Raw genomic sequence first — 15323 nt, 5'->3', positions numbered from 1 at the left:
CACACTTTCTCTTGTCACCTCCAGCGCTGCGCATCTTGTCGGACGCGCATAGGTCGCTGCTTGAGCTTTCAGGATACCATCGTTTGTGGCGAAGACGAGGGCGCAAACAGAATCGTGATCGCCCGGATGGCCGATCCACAGATTGTCGTCGTTCATGCCGGCTGGCTCAGGCGAGCCAGTCCGGCACCGAATCGAGGCCGATCAGCGCGTCATGGTCCTGGCGCGGGCGGATCACGTGGAAGCGGTCGCCCTTGACCAGAACTTCGGGGATCAGCAGGCGGGAATTGTAGGTGCTGGCCTGTACGGCGCCGTAGGCGCCGGCCGAGCTGACGGCGAAGAGATCGCCCGGCTTCGGCATGGCCATCTCGCGGTCGAGCGCGAGGTAGTCGCCGGTTTCGCAGACCGGGCCGACGACGTCGGCGCGGATGCGCGGAGCGTTGGCGGCGGAGATGCGAACGGGGCGGATCTCGTGATAGGCCTCGTACAGCGTCGGACGGATCAGGTCGTTCATCGCACCGTCGACGATGACGAAGGTCTTGTCGCCGCCATCCTTCACGTAGAGCACTTCGGTCACGAGGATGCCGGCATTGCCGACGATCAGCCGGCCCGGCTCGGTGACGATCTTGCAGCCAAGCGACTGCAGCTGGCTCTTGACGATTTCCGCGTAGGCATCCGGCAGGGGCGGCGGGTTGTTGTCGTCCTTGTAGGGAATTCCCAGGCCCCCGCCGATATCGACATGGTCGATCGAGTGGCCGTCGGAGCGCAGCGTGTCGACCAGTTCGCGCAGCAGCTTGAAGGCGTCGTCGAAGGGCTGCAGTTCGGTGATCTGGCTGCCGATATGCATGTCGATACCGGTCACCTGGATACCCGGCAGGCTGGCCGCATGAGCATAGACGGCGCGAGCGCGCTCCCAGGAAATGCCGAACTTGTTTTCCTTCTTGCCCGTCGAGATCTTGGAATGGGTCTTCGCATCGACGTCAGGGTTGATGCGGAAGGACACATGGGCGCGCTTGCCGGCGCGCACGGCCCGCTGGTTCAGCACCTCGAGTTCCGGCTCGGATTCGACGTTGAAGCAATAGATGCCGGCGTCCAGCGCCAGGTCCATTTCGTGCGGTGTCTTGCCGACGCCGGAAAACATGATCCGGCTTGCGGGAATGCCGGCTGCAAGCGCACGGCGGAGTTCGCCGCCCGAGACGACGTCGACGCCCGCGCCGAGGCGGCCGAGCGTCTTCAGCACCGCCTGGTTGGAATTGGCCTTCATCGCATAGCAAACCATCGCGTCGACATCGGCGAAGGCCTTGGAAAAGACCGTGTAATGGCGCTCGAGCGTGGCGGTCGAGTAGCAATAGAAAGGTGTGCCGACGGCGCGCGCGATGTCGGTGACCGGCACGTCTTCAGCGTAGAGGATTCCGTCGCGGTACTGGAAATGGTTCACGGGCTGCAGCTCGGCTTTGCGCAATTCCAGGAAAGTTTATAGCAATTTTCCGTTCGGAACTGCAAATTTTCAAAGAGTTAGATCAAGTCAGTGCTTCGCGGGAAACGATGAAGGGATCTAAAGGAGGGGATCGAGCAGGAAGGGACGGTCGTCCGGTTTTTCCTTTTGCTCCACGGTTCCGGCGGGCGCCTTGGTGTTGATCGGCGCCGTCGAACCGGGACGGTCGAGATCGCCCTTGCGTCCGCAACCGACAAGAACCAGCCCGGGGATCGCCAGCAGGAGCGCAAGCCGGGCCGCCTTCGTGAATGTCATCGTTATTTTCCTTCGCGGGACTGATGCTGGTGCGATGTCTTATCGATTTTTCAGGCGCTTGTGCACCCTGAATTTGCGGGCGGAGGCCGCCCACACCTTCACCCGTCCCTTAGTTGCGGGCGCGCCACCAGGCGATCTGCTTGCGGACCTCGTTGGGGGCCGTGCCGCCGAAGGAGGTGCGGCTGGCAACCGATGCCTCGACCGTCAGGACGTCGAAGACCTTGTCGGTGATGTCGGCATGGATCGACTGCAGATCGGCAAGCGAGAGATCCGCGAGGTCGCAGGTCTTCTGTTCGGCAAGCGCGACGGCGCGGCCGGTGACGTGGTGGGCGTCGCGGAACGGCAGGCCTGCCTCACGCACCAGCCAGTCGGCAAGATCGGTCGCAGTCGAATAGCCGGAGCCGGCAGCCGCCTTCATGCGGTCGGTGCGAACAGTCATGTCCCGCACCATGCCGGTCATGGCGGCAATCGCCAGCTCAAGGCTCTCCGCAGCGTCGAAGACCTGTTCCTTGTCTTCCTGCATGTCCTTGGAATAGGCGAGCGGCAGGCCCTTCATGACCGTGAGCAGCGCGATCAACGAACCGTTGATGCGGCCGGTCTTGGCGCGCACCAGTTCGGCGGCATCGGGGTTCTTCTTCTGCGGCATGATCGAGGAGCCGGTCGAGAACGCATCCGACAATCGGATGAAGCCGAATTGCGGCGTCGACCAGATGACGATCTCTTCCGCGAGGCGCGACAGGTGCGTGGCCGTGATCGATGCCATCGACAGGAATTCAAGCGCGAAATCGCGGTCCGACACGGTGTCGATCGAGTTGCGGGTCGGGCCGGCAAAGCCGAGCGCCTTGGCCGTCATGTGCCGGTCGATGGGGAAACCGGTGCCGGCAAGTGCCGCAGCACCGATCGGGCTTTCGTCCATGTGCTCGATGGCGTGGCGTACGCGCGAGCGGTCGCGGCCAAACATCTCGACATAGGCCATGCAGTGATGGCCGAAGGTGACGGGCTGTGCCGTCTGCAGGTGCGTAAAGCCCGGCATGACGGTATCGGCATGCTCCTCGGCGCGGTCGAGGAAGGCGGCGATGAGCGCCGTCAGCGCCTTCTCGGTCCGCTGCAGCTCTTCCTTGACCCAGAGGCGGAAATCGAGCGCCACCTGGTCGTTGCGCGAGCGGGCGGTATGCAGGCGTCCGGCGGCGGGGCCGATCAGCGTTGCAAGCCGCGCCTCGATGTTCATGTGGATGTCTTCGAGGCGGCGCGAGAATTCGAACTGGCCGCTTTCGATCTCTGACAGGATCGTGTTGAGGCCGTGAACGATCTTGTCTTTGTCTTCAGAAGAAATGATGCCTTGATGCGCCAGCATGGTCGCATGCGCTATTGAGCCGCGGATGTCCTGGGCATAGAGCTTCTTGTCGAAGCCGATCGAGGCATTTATCTCCTCCATGATCGCGTCCGGACCCGAGGCAAAGCGACCGCCCCACATTTGGTTGGAGGATTTCGTCTCGGAATTGCCGTCAGCCATGAAGAATGCCCGCCTTGGAGAATGAAATGCCCGACCAGAAGAAATCCCCCCCGGCCGTGAAACTGTTCGCGCTCGCCGCCCTGTTTGGCGTGATCGTCGGTGCGGCAGCGGTATACGTGAAGGAGACCGGGTCTGGCAATGGCGAGGGAACCGAAACGGCGAATGCCAGCTGCCCGCTGACATCGGCCAAGGTCGCGTCCCTGACGCCGTTCATGAAGGGACATGTCGCCGCAATGTCGCCGGCGTCAACGCCGCGGCCGATCGCGCTCGACTTCAACGGTCCCGACGGCAAGCCGACCAATGTCTCCGCCTTTGCCGGCAAGACCCTGCTCGTCAATCTCTGGGCCACCTGGTGCGTGCCCTGCCGCGAGGAAATGCCGGCGCTGAACGCGCTGCAGAAGTCGCTCGGCAGCGACAAGTTCGAGGTCGTAGCAATCAATATCGATGTCGGCGACGATGAGAAGCCGAAGGCGTTTCTCGACGAGACCGCCGTTCACGACCTTGGCTACTACCGTGACGCCTCCATGGGCGTGTTCAACAACATGAAGAAGGAAGGCCTTGCCTTCGGCCTGCCGGCAACGCTGCTGCTCGACGACAAGGGCTGCCTCATCGGCTCGATGAACGGCCCGGCCGCCTGGGACAGCGACGATGCCAAGGCGCTGATCACGGCTGCCGTCAGAGGGTAGGGTTCACCCTCTGACGGGTACGTCGCGATTGTCGCGCAACAGATACCACTGAACCTTGTGGGGCGTGAAATGCCCTGCCGCGGCGCGGCTCCATAGCGGTGTCGTATGGTCGCCGACGATGAAAATGTCAGTCGGCGGCAAGGTCGGGTCTTTGGCAATCGTCGCAACGCTGTCAAAGACGTCGGCCCACAACTCGGTCAACTCGCACACTTGCGTGTTCTTTATCGTCGCTGCGTCACTGCCACACTTCAGATCGCCTCCCTGCTTGCGCACGTAGGGGATGTGGGAATTCAGTGTCAGCCAGTACAGAAATTTCCGTTCGGTCGGTTGTTTCAACAGCCGGTCGTGGACGGCGTCGGCGACGTCTTTGTCGCACAGACCGGCAAAAACGCTACCGCAGCGCCGGCGAAACCGATCATCGGCGGCTACCAGACTTTCGAGGAAGTGCGTTTCCTGAAAGCCAATTCGTGGATACCACGTCTCCCGCTCGAACATCTGTTGCGAAAAGCCGTGATAGGAAATGGTGCGGTAGCCACGATCGGCCATCGCCGCGGGGAAGCAGTCGTAGGCGACCTGGTCCAGATAATCCCTGTGGTCGCCCCATTTCCCGCAGAGTTCGCGAGATTCCGCCCCGGTCGTCGAGCCCTCGAAATTGCTGAGGCCGCTTGAAAGCGCGTAGCGCCCGGTATCGAGGGCCGGTTGGAGGCGCTGTGAGAGAATTGCGGCATGCGCAGGGTCGGACAGTGCACCAAGACCCTCCACCATGACGAACAGCATGTTTCGCCCCCCGTCCGCAACGGCTGCGGAGGTGACGCCGTTGATTGTAAGGGCGCTTTCGAATGATTGAGCAGGCTGCTTGAGGAAAGGGCGATTGATTTGGCGCTCAAATGACGCCACGCCGATTGCAACCAGGATCGCTGGCAGCACCATTGCACCTTGCAAAGCCTGCCGATTGCGGTTCACAACGGCGGCGATTGCAAGGCCGTTAGCGACAAAGAAGCCGAGCACCACCACGTAAAAAGCCGATGAGGTGAGATCGAGGGACGCCATGTAGCGCATCGACTGGATCGCAGTACCGAACGGCAGATGGAATACCGCCATAGCCACGAAGCTCAGATCAACGACGGCAACGAGCGGGAACAGAAAATAAGCCAGCGCAGGCCGCGTGCGTAGCGCGAGTGCACCCGCAAACACGTAGAGCAATGGCGAAAGCGGTCGTGCTGCCACGTAGAACGGCAAGACCAGAAGCATCGCCAGATTGGGCGCCACACCGAGGATCAGAGCAAAGCGCCACGCCCTCGCATTCAGCAATGAAGGGATCGACCGCGCTGCTCTTGCGGCTATGGCTTGCGAACCCATTCTCTCTCCCCACCTGGTTGGGAGAGCCTAGCGGCATCGTCTTTAAATTATACTACCATCGTCGCGCGCATTTTCGTCCGAATGTGTATTCAGAGACGAGTTCGTCGCGATAGAATTGCCTTTCGGGGACAAACTTATCGGGTCGGAACTGGTACTTCGCCGCGGTAGTCGTAGAAGCCGCGGCCGGACTTGCGGCCGAGCCAGCCTGCCTCGACATACTTCACCAGAAGCGGGCAGGGGCGGTACTTGGAGTCCGCCAAGCCATCATAGAGCACCTGCATGATCGACAGGCAGGTGTCGAGGCCGATGAAGTCGGCAAGCTGCAGCGGGCCCATCGGATGGTTGGCGCCCAGCTTCATGGCCGTGTCGATCGCCTCGACGCTGCCAACACCCTCGTAAAGGGTATAGATCGCCTCGTTGATCATTGGCAGCAGGATGCGGTTGACGATGAAGGCCGGGAAATCTTCTGCGACCGTTACGGTCTTGTCGAGCGTCGCGACGAATTCCTTGGCGGTCTTGAAGGTTGACTCGTCCGTGGCGATGCCGCGCACGAGCTCGACGAGCTTCATGACCGGAACCGGGTTCATGAAGTGGATGCCCATGAAATGCTCGGGACGATCAGTGGCCGAGGCGAGGCGCGTGATCGACAGGGAAGAGGTGTTGGTTGCGAGGATCGCTTCCGGCTTCAGGATCGGACAAACCTGGCCGTAGATCTTACGCTTGATCGTCTCGTCTTCGGTGACGGCTTCGATCACCAGGTCGGCCTGCGACAGGTCGTTGATGTCGGATGAGCCCTTGATCAGCGCGAGCGCCGCCTTGCGGGCCTCGTCGGTCATCTTGCCGGACGATACCTGGCGGGCGAGGTTGCCGTTGACGGTGGCAAGCCCTGCTTCGATCCGGTCAGCGGCAAGATCGTAGATCTGCACCTTGTATCCGGCGATTGCCGAAACATGCGCGATGCCACAGCCCATTTGCCCGGCACCAATAATTCCGACAGTCTTGATCATCGCAGCGAACATCCATCTTCAAGGGTTGGCGGTGAGGCCGCCGTCAGACATGCAAACCGGGCCGGTTTGGCCGGCCCGGTAGATTGTTAATGCCAAGTCCGCCCTTTTGCCAGCCCTTTTCAGGGGCATGGCGTAGGGCCATTGGCGAAGGCTTACAGGGCCTTCTGCAACTCGGGCAGCGCTTCGAAGAGATCGGCAACGAGGCCGTAGTCGGCGACCTGGAAGATCGGTGCCTCTTCGTCCTTGTTGATCGCGACGATGACCTTCGAGTCCTTCATGCCAGCCAGGTGCTGGATGGCACCGGAGATGCCGCAGGCGATGTAGAGATCGGGGGCGACCACCTTGCCGGTCTGGCCAACCTGCCAGTCGTTCGGGGCGTAGCCGGCATCGACTGCAGCGCGCGAGGCACCGACGGCCGCACCGAGCTTGTCGGCCACCGGCAGGATCACTTCCTGGAACTTTTCCGACGAGCCGAGCGCACGGCCACCGGAGATGATGATCTTGGCCGAGGTCAGTTCCGGACGATCGGACGACGACAGGGCATCGGCAACGAAGGAGGAAACACCCGGGTTGGCCGCGGCCGAAACGCTTTCGATTGCCGCCGAACCGCCTTCGGCGGCAGAGGCGAAGGAGGCGGTGCGCACGGTGATGACGCGCTTGGCTTCCGTCGTCTGCACCGTCTGGATGGCATTGCCGGCATAGATCGGACGTTTGAATGTGTCGGAAGAGACGACCTCGATGATTTCCGAGACCTGGGCAACGTCGAGCAGGGCTGCGACGCGCGGCAGCACGTTCTTGCCGACCGAGGTCGCGGCAGCGACGATCGTGTCGTAGTTGCCGGCGAGCGAGACGATGAGGGCTGCCAGCGGCTCGGCGAGATTGTTGGCAAGCGAGGCGTCGTCGGCAACGAGAACCTTGGCGACGCCCGCAAGCTTGGAGGCCTGTTCGGCCGCCTGCTTGGCGCCGGCACCGGCAACGAGGATGTGCACGTCGGCTCCAGTCCCACTGGCAATCTTGGAGGCAGCGGTCAGCGCCTTGGCGGTCTGGTCGGAAAGGTGGTTGCTGTCGTGGTCAGCCAGAAGAAGAATGGCCATGATGATATCTCCCTTTGCTGAACTTAGAGCACGCCGGCTTCGGTCTTGAGCTTTTCGACGAGCTCGGCGACCGACTTGACCTTGATGCCGGCCTTGCGGCCCGACGGTTCCTCGGTCTTCAGCACCTTGAGGCGGGCTGACGTGTCGACGCCGAAGTCGGCCGGCGACTTCTTGTCGAGCGGCTTCTTCTTCGCCTTCATGATGTTCGGCAGCGACGCGTAGCGCGGCTCGTTCAGGCGCAGGTCGGTGGTGACGACTGCCGGCAGCTTGATGTCGATCGTCTGCAGACCGCCGTCGACTTCGCGGGTCACGGTCGCCTTGCCATCGCCGATCTCGACCTTGGAGGCAAAGGTGCCCTGCGCCCAGCCGAGCAGCGCCGACAGCATCTGGCCGGTCTGGTTCGAATCGTCGTCGATCGCCTGCTTGCCGACGATGATCAGGCCCGGCTGTTCGGCCTCGGCCACACCCTTGACGATCTTGGCAACGGCGAGCGGCTCGACCTGGTCTTCGGTCTCGACCAGGATGGCGCGGTCGGCACCCATGGCAAGCGCAGTTCTCAGCGTCTCTTCGGCCTTGGCCGGGCCGACGGAAACGACGACGACTTCCTCGGCCTTGCCGGCTTCCTTCAGCCGCAGCGCCTCTTCGACCGAGATCTCGTCGAACGGGTTCATCGACATCTTCACGTTGGCAAGCTCGACGCCCGAACCGTCTGCCTTCACGCGGATCTTGACGTTGTAGTCAACGACCCGCTTCACCGTCACAAGTATTTTCATGGATTCTTTCCTCCAAGAGCTTTCGCAGGAAAATGCGCCTTAACGGAGCCGCCTGATTGTCGGTTGGCGACATCGATACGCGTTTTTTCTCCAATTACAATCGCTGTACATGGCGCTAAATCGATATAATCCCGAGAATTGGAATTACGTTTACGTACACGTAAGATTAGGGAATGACAAGCAGCGCGAGAGGTCATTCTGCTTCAGTTCGTCAAGGCCCAGCTGGTGACAGGCAAGTCCTTGAAAAATAGCTTGATCCGCGTCGATGTCGCGCGAAATTGAGGGGCTCGCTCAGGTCTGGCGGCCCCAGGGCATCGGCGGTTTTGTCGCATCCGCAAGCGGTTGATGGCCCGCCGTGACCGGTTCCGCCTTGTGCCGGACGGCGCGCGGCGAGACGATGGTCCGGTCGAAAAGCGGCACGTCGCGGCGTCGCAAAATGACCACCAGCACGAGACCGGCCACGATGCCGCCGACATGGGCGCTCCAGGAAACGCCGCTGCCGGGATCGACGACCAGCATGAAGAATTGCTGGCCGATCCAGAAGGCCAGTGGAATGGCAGCGGGCAGGGGCAAGGGGATGCGGAAGAACACCAGAACCCAGACGCGTACCTTCGGATGCAGGAGGAAGTAGGCTGCAACGACGCCGGAGATCGCCCCGGAAGCGCCGATCAGCGGCGCTTCGGAGGCCGGGTCGAGAAGCCCGTGCGCAAGCGCTCCTGCGGCGGCGCAAAGCAGATAGAAGACGAGGTAGCGGAAATGCCCGAGCGCGTCTTCGACGTTGTCGCCGAACACCCACAGAAACAGCATGTTCATCGCCAGATGCATGAAGTCGCCATGCAGGAAAGAATAGGTGACGAAGGTGAAGCCGTCGGGGACGATGATCAAAGACGGATCAAGCTGGGCATAGTCGAAGATGAGTGCCGGGATGTAGCCGAAGCCGAGGATCGTGGCGTTGGCGAATTCTTCCGAGGCGATCGGTCCGGTGATCAGCCAGACGACGATATTGATGGCGATCAGGCTGATCGTGACATACTGAACCTTTATGTGCTTCAGGGTGTTCGTATCGTGAAGCGGTATGAACATGCGGTCTCCCGAAGCGCAAATTGCGGCACGTTCTTCCCCCCGAATCTGGATCGGGCAACGACGCTGAAGCCGACGTTATCTGTTTTTTCCGGGAATCCAAAGGACGTCGGCTTGACCTTTGTCATTTGCCCAGCGCGCCGCGACAAACAGGAGATCGGAGAGGCGGTTGATGTAGGCGATCGCTTCGGTGCTGACGATCTCGCCTTCGACATTGGCGAGCGCCACCATCTGCCGCTCGGCCCGCCGCGCCACGGTGCGCGCAACATGCAACGCGGCAGAAGCGGCGCTGCCGGCCGGCAGCACGAAGGAACGCAAGGGTTCAAGCTCGGCGTTCAGCCGGTCGATTTCGTTTTCGAGCCAGGTCACCTGCGCCGCCACGATGCGAAGCGGTTCGTATTGCGGCGGTTCGCCCGTGTCAGGTGTCGCGAGATCCGCGCCGAGATCGAAGAGATCGTTCTGGATCCGCATCAGCGCGTCGTCGAGTCCCGGGATGTCGGCCGTATGCTGCCGTGCCAGGCCGACGAAGGCGTTGGTTTCGTCCACCGCGCCATAGGCATCGACCCGGAGGTCGCTCTTGAGGCGGCGCGGACCGGCAACAAGCCCGGTGGTGCCGTTGTCACCCGTCCGGGTGTAGATCTTGTTGAGCTTCACCATCTGTCGTCACGGTCCTCTGGAGCAATTCCAGGAAAGGTGTAGAACGGCTTTCCGTCCGGAATTGCGCCAACTAGGTCGGGCGACCGCCGCCGGTGAGCCACAGCGTCACCATGATGAGGACGATCGCGATCGCCTGCAGCAGCACGCGCGCCTGCATCAGCTTGTTGGAGGTATTGCCGCTGCCGCCCTTCGCCATATTCACGAGGCCGCGGATCAGGACGATCACGACCAAGCCCATGACGAACAGGGTCAGGCCGGTAAAGAAGCTGGACATCGTACTCTTCCTTGCAATTCTACTTCAGCCAAGTCGGCCGATGATGCGATAAAACAATGCAGCCGGCAGGAGCTTCTTCAGAAGTGCGCCCTGCCTGGCGGGCCTTGTTACAATATAGTGCGGTTTCGGTTTCTTTGCTGTCAGCGCGTGCTTCAAAACCGCATAAACCGCATCCGGGCCGAGTTTGCCGGGGGCGGGTTTGCTTTCGCCTTTGAGGCGCCGCATCTGTCGCTCGTATTCGACGCGGTGCACCGAATTCTTGAGATCGATGAAGCGCTCGATATAGGCGACTGCATTGGTCGTGAACTTGGAGGCGATCGGTCCCGGTTCGATGAGGCTCACCTCGATGCCACTGCCGGCAAGTTCCATCTTGAGGGTGAGCGACAGCCCCTCGATCGCAAACTTGGAGGCGTTGTAGGCGCCGCGCCAGCGATAGGGAACGATGCCGAGGATGGAGGAACACTGCACGATGCGGCCGCTGCCGCGCGCCCGCATGGACGGGATCACCCGCCGCGTCAGATCGTGCCAGCCGATGACGTTGGTCTCTAGCTGAAGCCTGAGCGCCTCGGTTGGCAGGTCTTCGACCGCACCCGCCTGACCGTAGGCGCCGTTGTTGAACAGCGCGTCGATGCGTCCGCCGGAAAGCGCCAGCACCGTATCGGCCAGGGCGGCGATGGTTTCCGGCTTGGTATAGTCCATCAGGAAGGTCTCGATGCCTTCAGCCGCAAGGGGTTGACGGTCCTCTTCCCGGCGCACGGTGGCAAAGACCCGCCAGCCGTCGGCATGGAGTGCGCGCGCGCAATAGGCGCCGATTCCAGACGAACATCCTGTGACAATGATTGTGGGGCGATCAGTCATCCGATCGATTCCTGTAGAAATCCTGCCTCCGTTTCCCATATTCATCGGCGGGATACAATTGAATTGCGCAAGCCGGAACCCGCCAGCGTTGTCGCCGTTGGGATCGTGCGTAGCCAAGGAAACGGCACCGGCGGCGCGGGAATGCGCGGTCTTTGGGCCCTGTAGGATTGGAATGGAATGCCAGCGTTCATACGCATCACCTGGAAAGTCATTTTCGATGCGCTCTGGCATTTCAGCCTCGACGACGGTTGGGCGATGGCAAGCCATGTGGCCCTGTCGTCGCTGCTCGCGGTCTTTCCCTTCCTGATCTTCGGCACGGCGCTCGGCAGCTTCCTCGGGGCAGACCAGTTCGCCGAAACGGCGGTACACCTGATTTTCGACGCTTGGCCCGAATCGATTGCCAAGCCCGTCGCCGACGAGATCGTGCGGGTGCTGACGATCCCGCGCGGTGGGCTTTTGACCGTTTCGGTGCTTGCGGCTGCCTATTTCGCCTCCAACGGCGTGGAGGCGCTGCGCGTCTCGCTCAATCGCGCCTACCGCGTCAGCGAGAGCCGCTACTGGTATGTGACCCGGCTCGCGAGCCTTGGCTTCGTGCTCGCCGGCGTGCTGATCCTGGCGGCGCTCAGCATCCTGCTGGTCGCGGTACCGCTGGCCGTGCGCTATGCCGGACAGTGGCTTCCCTGGCTTGGCGGGGTGCTTGCGACCGTCGACAACTGGAGCCTGCCGCTCGCCCTGGTCGTCCTGACCAGCGGATTGCTGGTGTCTCATCTCTGGCTGCCCGATGGCCACCGCAAGGTAATCGACGTTCTGCCCGGGATCGTGCTGACGCTGGTCTGCTGGACGATCGGCGCCTACGCTTTCGCCTCCTACCTCGCGACCTTCGCCACCTATGTCTCGACCTATGCGGGCCTGGCGTCGATCATGATTGTGCTCGTGTTTCTCTACATGATCGCAGCGATCTTCATCATCGGCGCCGAAATCAACGCCGCGATCCTGAAATACCGGGTCAAGCGCATGGTGCGGCGAAGCTTTCAGTTTCGCAACGGAAGCGAGGCTGTTCGCGACGAGCAGGATCTAGACGATTAGAGCCCGGACTTCTTGCGGTGTGCGACCGGCGGCGCGGAATGCCGCAATGCCGGTGTCCTGGTTGCTCTTGGAGAGCTTGCGGCCATCCGGCCCAAGGATCAGCCGGTGGTGATAGTAGAGCGGCTCCGGCAGGTCGAGAAGCCGCTGGAGCAGCCGGTGGGCGGAAGTTGCGTGGTAGAGATCGCGGCCGCGCACGACATGAGTAACGCCTTGCAGCGCATCATCGACGACAACGGACAGATGGTAGCTCGACGGCGCATCGGAGCGCGAAAGGATGACGTCGCCCCAGGCGGCCGGGTCGGCCACGATAGTGCCGGTTTCGCCCATTGGCCCGGCGCCGCTCTCGTTCCAGGTGAGAGCGGCGCCGCCGTAAAGGCTAATCGCCTTCTGCATGTCGAGCCGCCAGGCATAGGCTTTGCCGCCTTCGAGCAAGGCCGTTCGCTCGTTGATCGAATAGGCGCGCTCGCGGCCGGGATAGAGCGGGCTGCCATCCGGATCGCGCGGCCAGGTTCGGCCGTCGGCTTCGGCTTGCGCGACGGCCGCCTTGATCTCGCCGCGAGTCATGACCGAAGGGTAGACCACGCCGAGCCGGTGCAGTCGTTCAAGCGCTGAGGCGTAGGCGTCGAGGTGTGCCGACTGGCGGCGCACGGGGCGCTCCCAGTCAAGACCCAGCCAGGCGAGATCCTCGTAGATCGCAGCCTCGAATTCGGGGCGGCAGCGGGTCTGGTCGATATCCTCGATGCGCAGCAGGAAGCGGCCGCTTTCGGACTTCGCCATGTCGTGGTTGAGCACCGCGGAGAGCGCGTGGCCAAGGTGAAGCAGACCATTCGGGCTGGGGGCAAAACGGAAAACGGGTGGCGTTTCTGGCATCCTTTCCCTTTGCCATGGAAGGGGTATAAAAATCATCCGCTTTGTGGAGGCGTCATGCGGATCATCCGGACACATGAGGATATAGAAGCCGGGCTTTCCGGACTGGTGATGCTGGATGCGCGCCTGGAGCATGTTGTCGCAAAGGCAGGGCCGGTGCCGCTGCGCCGAACCGATCCGGGCTATCGCGGCCTTGCCAGCATCATTGTCTCGCAAATGGTCTCGAAGGCAAGCGCTGCCGCAATCTGGCGGCGGATGGAGGAGAGGCTTGGCGAGGTCACGGCATCAGGCGTGATTTCGCTCACTGACGAGGACTGCCGGGCAATCGGCCTTTCGCGCGCCAAGGCGGATGCGTTGCGTCGTGTCGCCGACGTGGTTGTGGGCGGCGAGATCGATCTCGATGCGATCTGCGATGCCGAAGCGACCGAAGCGATCCGGGATCTGACGGCGATCAAGGGGGTGGGGCGCTGGACGGCCGAGGTCTATCTGCTGTTCTGCGCCGGCCACCCGGATGTCTTCCCCTCAGGCGACGTGGCGCTACAGAACGCAATCGGCCACGGGTTGGGCCTCGAACTGCGCCCGACCGCACGCGAAATTGATTCGCTTGCCGCCTCCTGGTCGCCCTGGCGTAGCGTCGCCGCGCGCCTGTTCTGGGCCTACTATGCGCAGGAAATGCGCCGAGATGCTGTTCCTGTGACACCTTGAAGGAAAAAGCGAATCCAGCGCATGCATTTTTGTTTCCGGCTTCACAATCCTGTTGCAACGGGCCTAATATAGAAGGTGCAGATGCCGAATCGATCAGGAGAATACGCTTGACGATTGCAGTCTCACCTCAGGCCTTACCAGCGCTCGTCTTGAACGCTGACTATCGGCCGCTCAGTTACTACCCCTTGTCGCTTTGGTCCTGGCAGGACGCGATCAAGGCCGTCTTCCTTGACCGCGTAAACATCCTTGCCGAGTACGAACATTCGGTGTCGTCTCCGAGTTTCTCGATGCGACTGCCGAGCGTTGTTTGCCTCAAGAGCTACGTGCAGCCCTCGCGCCATCCGGCCTTCACCCGGTTCAACGTGTTCCTGCGCGATAAATTCGAATGCCAGTATTGCGGTTCACCCGACGATCTCACCTTCGATCACGTGGTGCCCCGCGCTCACGGCGGCCAGACGACCTGGGACAATGTCGTCGCAGCCTGCTCCCCCTGCAATCTGCGCAAGGGCAGCAAACTGCCGAAGCAAGCCGGCATGTTCCCGCACCAGCGGCCCTACCAGCCGACGGTTCAGGACTTGCACAACAACGGCCGGCTCTTCCCGCCGAACCATCTGCATGAAAGCTGGATGGACTATCTCTACTGGGACGTCGAACTGCAGCCCTGAGCCTGTGTTCGTGCCTTCCTGCCGGATCAAGCCCCAGAGCGGGATCAGGACAGGTGCGTGCGTGCCTCAGCCCGCATGCCGTGGTCTTTCTGTTGGAGACGCCGGCCGTTTGGGCCGGCGCGGTATCACTGCGCCTTTGCAGCGCCACGCAGGGCGATTGCTGCCAGGATGAGGCTGGCGATCACGTTCCATCCGGCAAAGGACAGGCCGAGCACCCGCAAGGCGGCTTCCGTGCAGGACGGACCGTGCTTGGAATCGAGATCGCCGAGCAGGTCGCCGACATTGGAGGAGACACCCTGCGCCGTGGTGGCACAGGTGGAGGGGCCTTCCCAGAAGTGCCATTCCGCACCCGAGTGATAGACGCCCATGCCCGCACCGACGAGCATGAGGATGCCGACGGCCAGGAGCAGGATGCGCGTTGTCCACGCCGGCAGTTTCAGCGCGCTGGTGATGACAGCCAGAATGCCGAGCGGAATGCCATAGTAGTAGGGATCGCGCTGCAGCAGGCAGAGCGCGCAGGGGATGTAACCGCCGATGTGCTCGAAACCGAGCGCCCCGCCGACGGTCGCTGCCATGCCGAGTGTGACGACAATGGCAATCAGCAGATGCTGGCGGGATTGGGTGGCGGCGTCGATCATCTATACCTCGCGGGCGGCAGATCGGAACCGACACCTGCCGCAGTGCAAACTGGATGGCGCTTCTTAGGCAGGATCGCGCGCCCTGTAAATCGTGGCAACCGCGACAGCTCCGCACGCTTTCGTGATTGTCATCGGGGCATCGTGAAAATGATGGTTGACCGCGGCGAAAACCTTCGTGTAAATCCGAGCCGCTGATATCGCACTTCCCTGAGCCCCATTGGCGGAATTGGTAGACGCGCTCGACTCAAAATCGAGTTCCGAAAGGAGTGCTGGTTCGACCCCGGCATGGGGCACCACTGGCTTCGTGCAGCATT

Annotated in this window: 17 protein-coding genes and 1 tRNA gene; 5 read left to right on the top strand and 13 right to left on the bottom strand. The window is 62.0% G+C overall.

Features of this window, described 5'->3' with window-relative positions; translation table 11 throughout:
- Window positions 1–166: 166 nt before the first annotated feature.
- The 3 genes from lysA to argH all read right to left on the bottom strand — a co-directional run bounded on the left by lysA (window position 167) and on the right by argH (window position 3260).
- A complete protein-coding gene (gene lysA / locus LAC81_RS14665; protein WP_223725384.1) occupies window positions 167–1435 on the bottom strand; it encodes a diaminopimelate decarboxylase in 1269 nt (422 codons plus the stop codon).
- Window positions 1436–1552: 117 nt separating this feature from the next.
- A complete protein-coding gene (lptM, locus tag LAC81_RS14660; protein ID WP_057254769.1) occupies window positions 1553–1747 on the bottom strand; it encodes an LPS translocon maturation chaperone LptM in 195 nt (64 codons plus the stop codon).
- Window positions 1748–1856: 109 nt separating this feature from the next.
- Window positions 1857–3260 carry an argininosuccinate lyase gene (argH, locus tag LAC81_RS14655; protein ID WP_223725383.1) on the bottom strand — a complete coding sequence of 468 codons (1404 nt, stop codon included), beginning with the start codon at window positions 3258–3260 and terminating at the stop codon, window positions 1857–1859.
- Between the two features lie 26 nt (window positions 3261–3286).
- On the opposite strand from argH, the gene tlpA reads away from it, so the two are divergent.
- On the top strand, window positions 3287–3946 hold the full coding sequence (gene tlpA / locus LAC81_RS14650) for a thiol:disulfide interchange protein TlpA (protein WP_223725382.1): 660 nt from the start codon (window positions 3287–3289) through the stop codon (window positions 3944–3946).
- A gap of 3 nt (window positions 3947–3949) precedes the next feature.
- Here tlpA and LAC81_RS14645 read toward each other — a convergent pair whose 3' ends face one another.
- The 8 genes from LAC81_RS14645 to LAC81_RS14610 form a co-directional block, all read right to left on the bottom strand.
- The gene (locus LAC81_RS14645) at window positions 3950–5305 is read right to left on the bottom strand and encodes a sulfatase-like hydrolase/transferase (RefSeq protein ID WP_223725381.1); all 1356 of its coding nucleotides are present in this window, start codon (window positions 5303–5305) and stop codon (window positions 3950–3952) included.
- A gap of 134 nt (window positions 5306–5439) precedes the next feature.
- Entirely contained in the window at window positions 5440–6312 is an 873-nt protein-coding gene (locus LAC81_RS14640) for a 3-hydroxybutyryl-CoA dehydrogenase (RefSeq protein WP_113538733.1), read from the bottom strand.
- 152 nt (window positions 6313–6464) lie between these two features.
- Window positions 6465–7406 carry an electron transfer flavoprotein subunit alpha/FixB family protein gene (locus tag LAC81_RS14635; protein ID WP_223725380.1) on the bottom strand — a complete coding sequence of 314 codons (942 nt, stop codon included), beginning with the start codon at window positions 7404–7406 and terminating at the stop codon, window positions 6465–6467.
- A gap of 23 nt (window positions 7407–7429) precedes the next feature.
- The gene (locus LAC81_RS14630; protein WP_223725379.1) at window positions 7430–8179 is read right to left on the bottom strand and encodes an electron transfer flavoprotein subunit beta/FixA family protein; all 750 of its coding nucleotides are present in this window, start codon (window positions 8177–8179) and stop codon (window positions 7430–7432) included.
- A 291-nt stretch (window positions 8180–8470) separates the two neighbouring features.
- Entirely contained in the window at window positions 8471–9262 is a 792-nt protein-coding gene (locus tag LAC81_RS14625) for a rhomboid family intramembrane serine protease (protein ID WP_223725378.1), read from the bottom strand.
- Window positions 9263–9337: 75 nt separating this feature from the next.
- The gene (locus LAC81_RS14620) at window positions 9338–9916 is read right to left on the bottom strand and encodes a cob(I)yrinic acid a,c-diamide adenosyltransferase (RefSeq protein ID WP_223725377.1); all 579 of its coding nucleotides are present in this window, start codon (window positions 9914–9916) and stop codon (window positions 9338–9340) included.
- Window positions 9917–9986: 70 nt separating this feature from the next.
- On the bottom strand, window positions 9987–10190 hold the full coding sequence (locus LAC81_RS14615; RefSeq protein ID WP_113541334.1) for a twin transmembrane helix small protein: 204 nt from the start codon (window positions 10188–10190) through the stop codon (window positions 9987–9989).
- Window positions 10191–10214: 24 nt separating this feature from the next.
- Window positions 10215–11048 (bottom strand): SDR family oxidoreductase, encoded by an 834-nt coding sequence (locus LAC81_RS14610; RefSeq protein WP_223725376.1) that lies wholly within the window; start codon window positions 11046–11048, stop codon window positions 10215–10217.
- 177 nt (window positions 11049–11225) lie between these two features.
- On the opposite strand from LAC81_RS14610, the gene LAC81_RS14605 reads away from it, so the two are divergent.
- Window positions 11226–12134 carry a YihY/virulence factor BrkB family protein gene (locus LAC81_RS14605; RefSeq protein ID WP_223725375.1) on the top strand — a complete coding sequence of 303 codons (909 nt, stop codon included), beginning with the start codon at window positions 11226–11228 and terminating at the stop codon, window positions 12132–12134.
- Here LAC81_RS14605 and gluQRS read toward each other — a convergent pair.
- A complete protein-coding gene (gene gluQRS / locus LAC81_RS14600) occupies window positions 12123–13004 on the bottom strand; it encodes a tRNA glutamyl-Q(34) synthetase GluQRS (protein WP_223725374.1) in 882 nt (293 codons plus the stop codon). The two genes, LAC81_RS14605 and gluQRS, sit on opposite strands and share 12 nt — an antisense overlap.
- 54 nt (window positions 13005–13058) lie before the next feature.
- On the opposite strand from gluQRS, the gene LAC81_RS14595 reads away from it, so the two are divergent.
- Window positions 13059–13706: a DNA-3-methyladenine glycosylase family protein gene (locus LAC81_RS14595; protein ID WP_223725373.1), complete on the top strand. Its 648-nt coding sequence runs from the start codon at window positions 13059–13061 to the stop codon at window positions 13704–13706.
- A 107-nt stretch (window positions 13707–13813) separates the two neighbouring features.
- Window positions 13814–14371: an HNH endonuclease gene (locus LAC81_RS14590; RefSeq protein WP_043623031.1), complete on the top strand. Its 558-nt coding sequence runs from the start codon at window positions 13814–13816 to the stop codon at window positions 14369–14371.
- Between the two features lie 125 nt (window positions 14372–14496).
- Here the strand turns inward: LAC81_RS14590 and LAC81_RS14585 are convergent, their stop codons facing one another.
- Window positions 14497–15009: a disulfide bond formation protein B gene (locus tag LAC81_RS14585; protein WP_223725372.1), complete on the bottom strand. Its 513-nt coding sequence runs from the start codon at window positions 15007–15009 to the stop codon at window positions 14497–14499.
- Window positions 15010–15220: 211 nt separating this feature from the next.
- Here LAC81_RS14585 and LAC81_RS14580 point away from each other — a divergent pair.
- A tRNA-Leu gene (locus LAC81_RS14580) sits at window positions 15221–15305 on the top strand.
- Window positions 15306–15323: the final 18 nt, after the last annotated feature.

The sequence above is a fragment of the Ensifer adhaerens genome (genome assembly GCF_020035535.1).
Lineage (GTDB): Bacteria > Pseudomonadota > Alphaproteobacteria > Rhizobiales > Rhizobiaceae > Ensifer.
The sequence above is the reverse complement of the archived record's forward strand: the minus strand, read 5'-3'. Positions and strand labels throughout refer to the sequence as shown.

Coding starts and splice junctions, on each gene's coding strand:
- lptM (WP_057254769.1), bottom strand. CDS start 1,747: ATGACATTCACGAAGGCGGCCCGGCTTGCGCTCCTGCTGGCGATCCCC.
- argH (WP_223725383.1), bottom strand. CDS start 3,260: ATGGCTGACGGCAATTCCGAGACGAAATCCTCCAACCAAATGTGGGGC.
- tlpA (WP_223725382.1), top strand. CDS start 3,287: ATGCCCGACCAGAAGAAATCCCCCCCGGCCGTGAAACTGTTCGCGCTC.
- LAC81_RS14645 (WP_223725381.1), bottom strand. CDS start 5,305: ATGGGTTCGCAAGCCATAGCCGCAAGAGCAGCGCGGTCGATCCCTTCA.
- LAC81_RS14640 (WP_113538733.1), bottom strand. CDS start 6,312: ATGATCAAGACTGTCGGAATTATTGGTGCCGGGCAAATGGGCTGTGGC.
- LAC81_RS14635 (WP_223725380.1), bottom strand. CDS start 7,406: ATGGCCATTCTTCTTCTGGCTGACCACGACAGCAACCACCTTTCCGAC.
- LAC81_RS14630 (WP_223725379.1), bottom strand. CDS start 8,179: ATGAAAATACTTGTGACGGTGAAGCGGGTCGTTGACTACAACGTCAAG.
- LAC81_RS14625 (WP_223725378.1), bottom strand. CDS start 9,262: ATGTTCATACCGCTTCACGATACGAACACCCTGAAGCACATAAAGGTT.
- LAC81_RS14620 (WP_223725377.1), bottom strand. CDS start 9,916: ATGGTGAAGCTCAACAAGATCTACACCCGGACGGGTGACAACGGCACC.
- LAC81_RS14615 (WP_113541334.1), bottom strand. CDS start 10,190: ATGTCCAGCTTCTTTACCGGCCTGACCCTGTTCGTCATGGGCTTGGTC.
- LAC81_RS14610 (WP_223725376.1), bottom strand. CDS start 11,048: ATGACTGATCGCCCCACAATCATTGTCACAGGATGTTCGTCTGGAATC.
- LAC81_RS14605 (WP_223725375.1), top strand. CDS start 11,226: ATGCCAGCGTTCATACGCATCACCTGGAAAGTCATTTTCGATGCGCTC.
- gluQRS (WP_223725374.1), bottom strand. CDS start 13,004: ATGCCAGAAACGCCACCCGTTTTCCGTTTTGCCCCCAGCCCGAATGGT.
- LAC81_RS14595 (WP_223725373.1), top strand. CDS start 13,059: ATGCGGATCATCCGGACACATGAGGATATAGAAGCCGGGCTTTCCGGA.
- LAC81_RS14585 (WP_223725372.1), bottom strand. CDS start 15,009: ATGATCGACGCCGCCACCCAATCCCGCCAGCATCTGCTGATTGCCATT.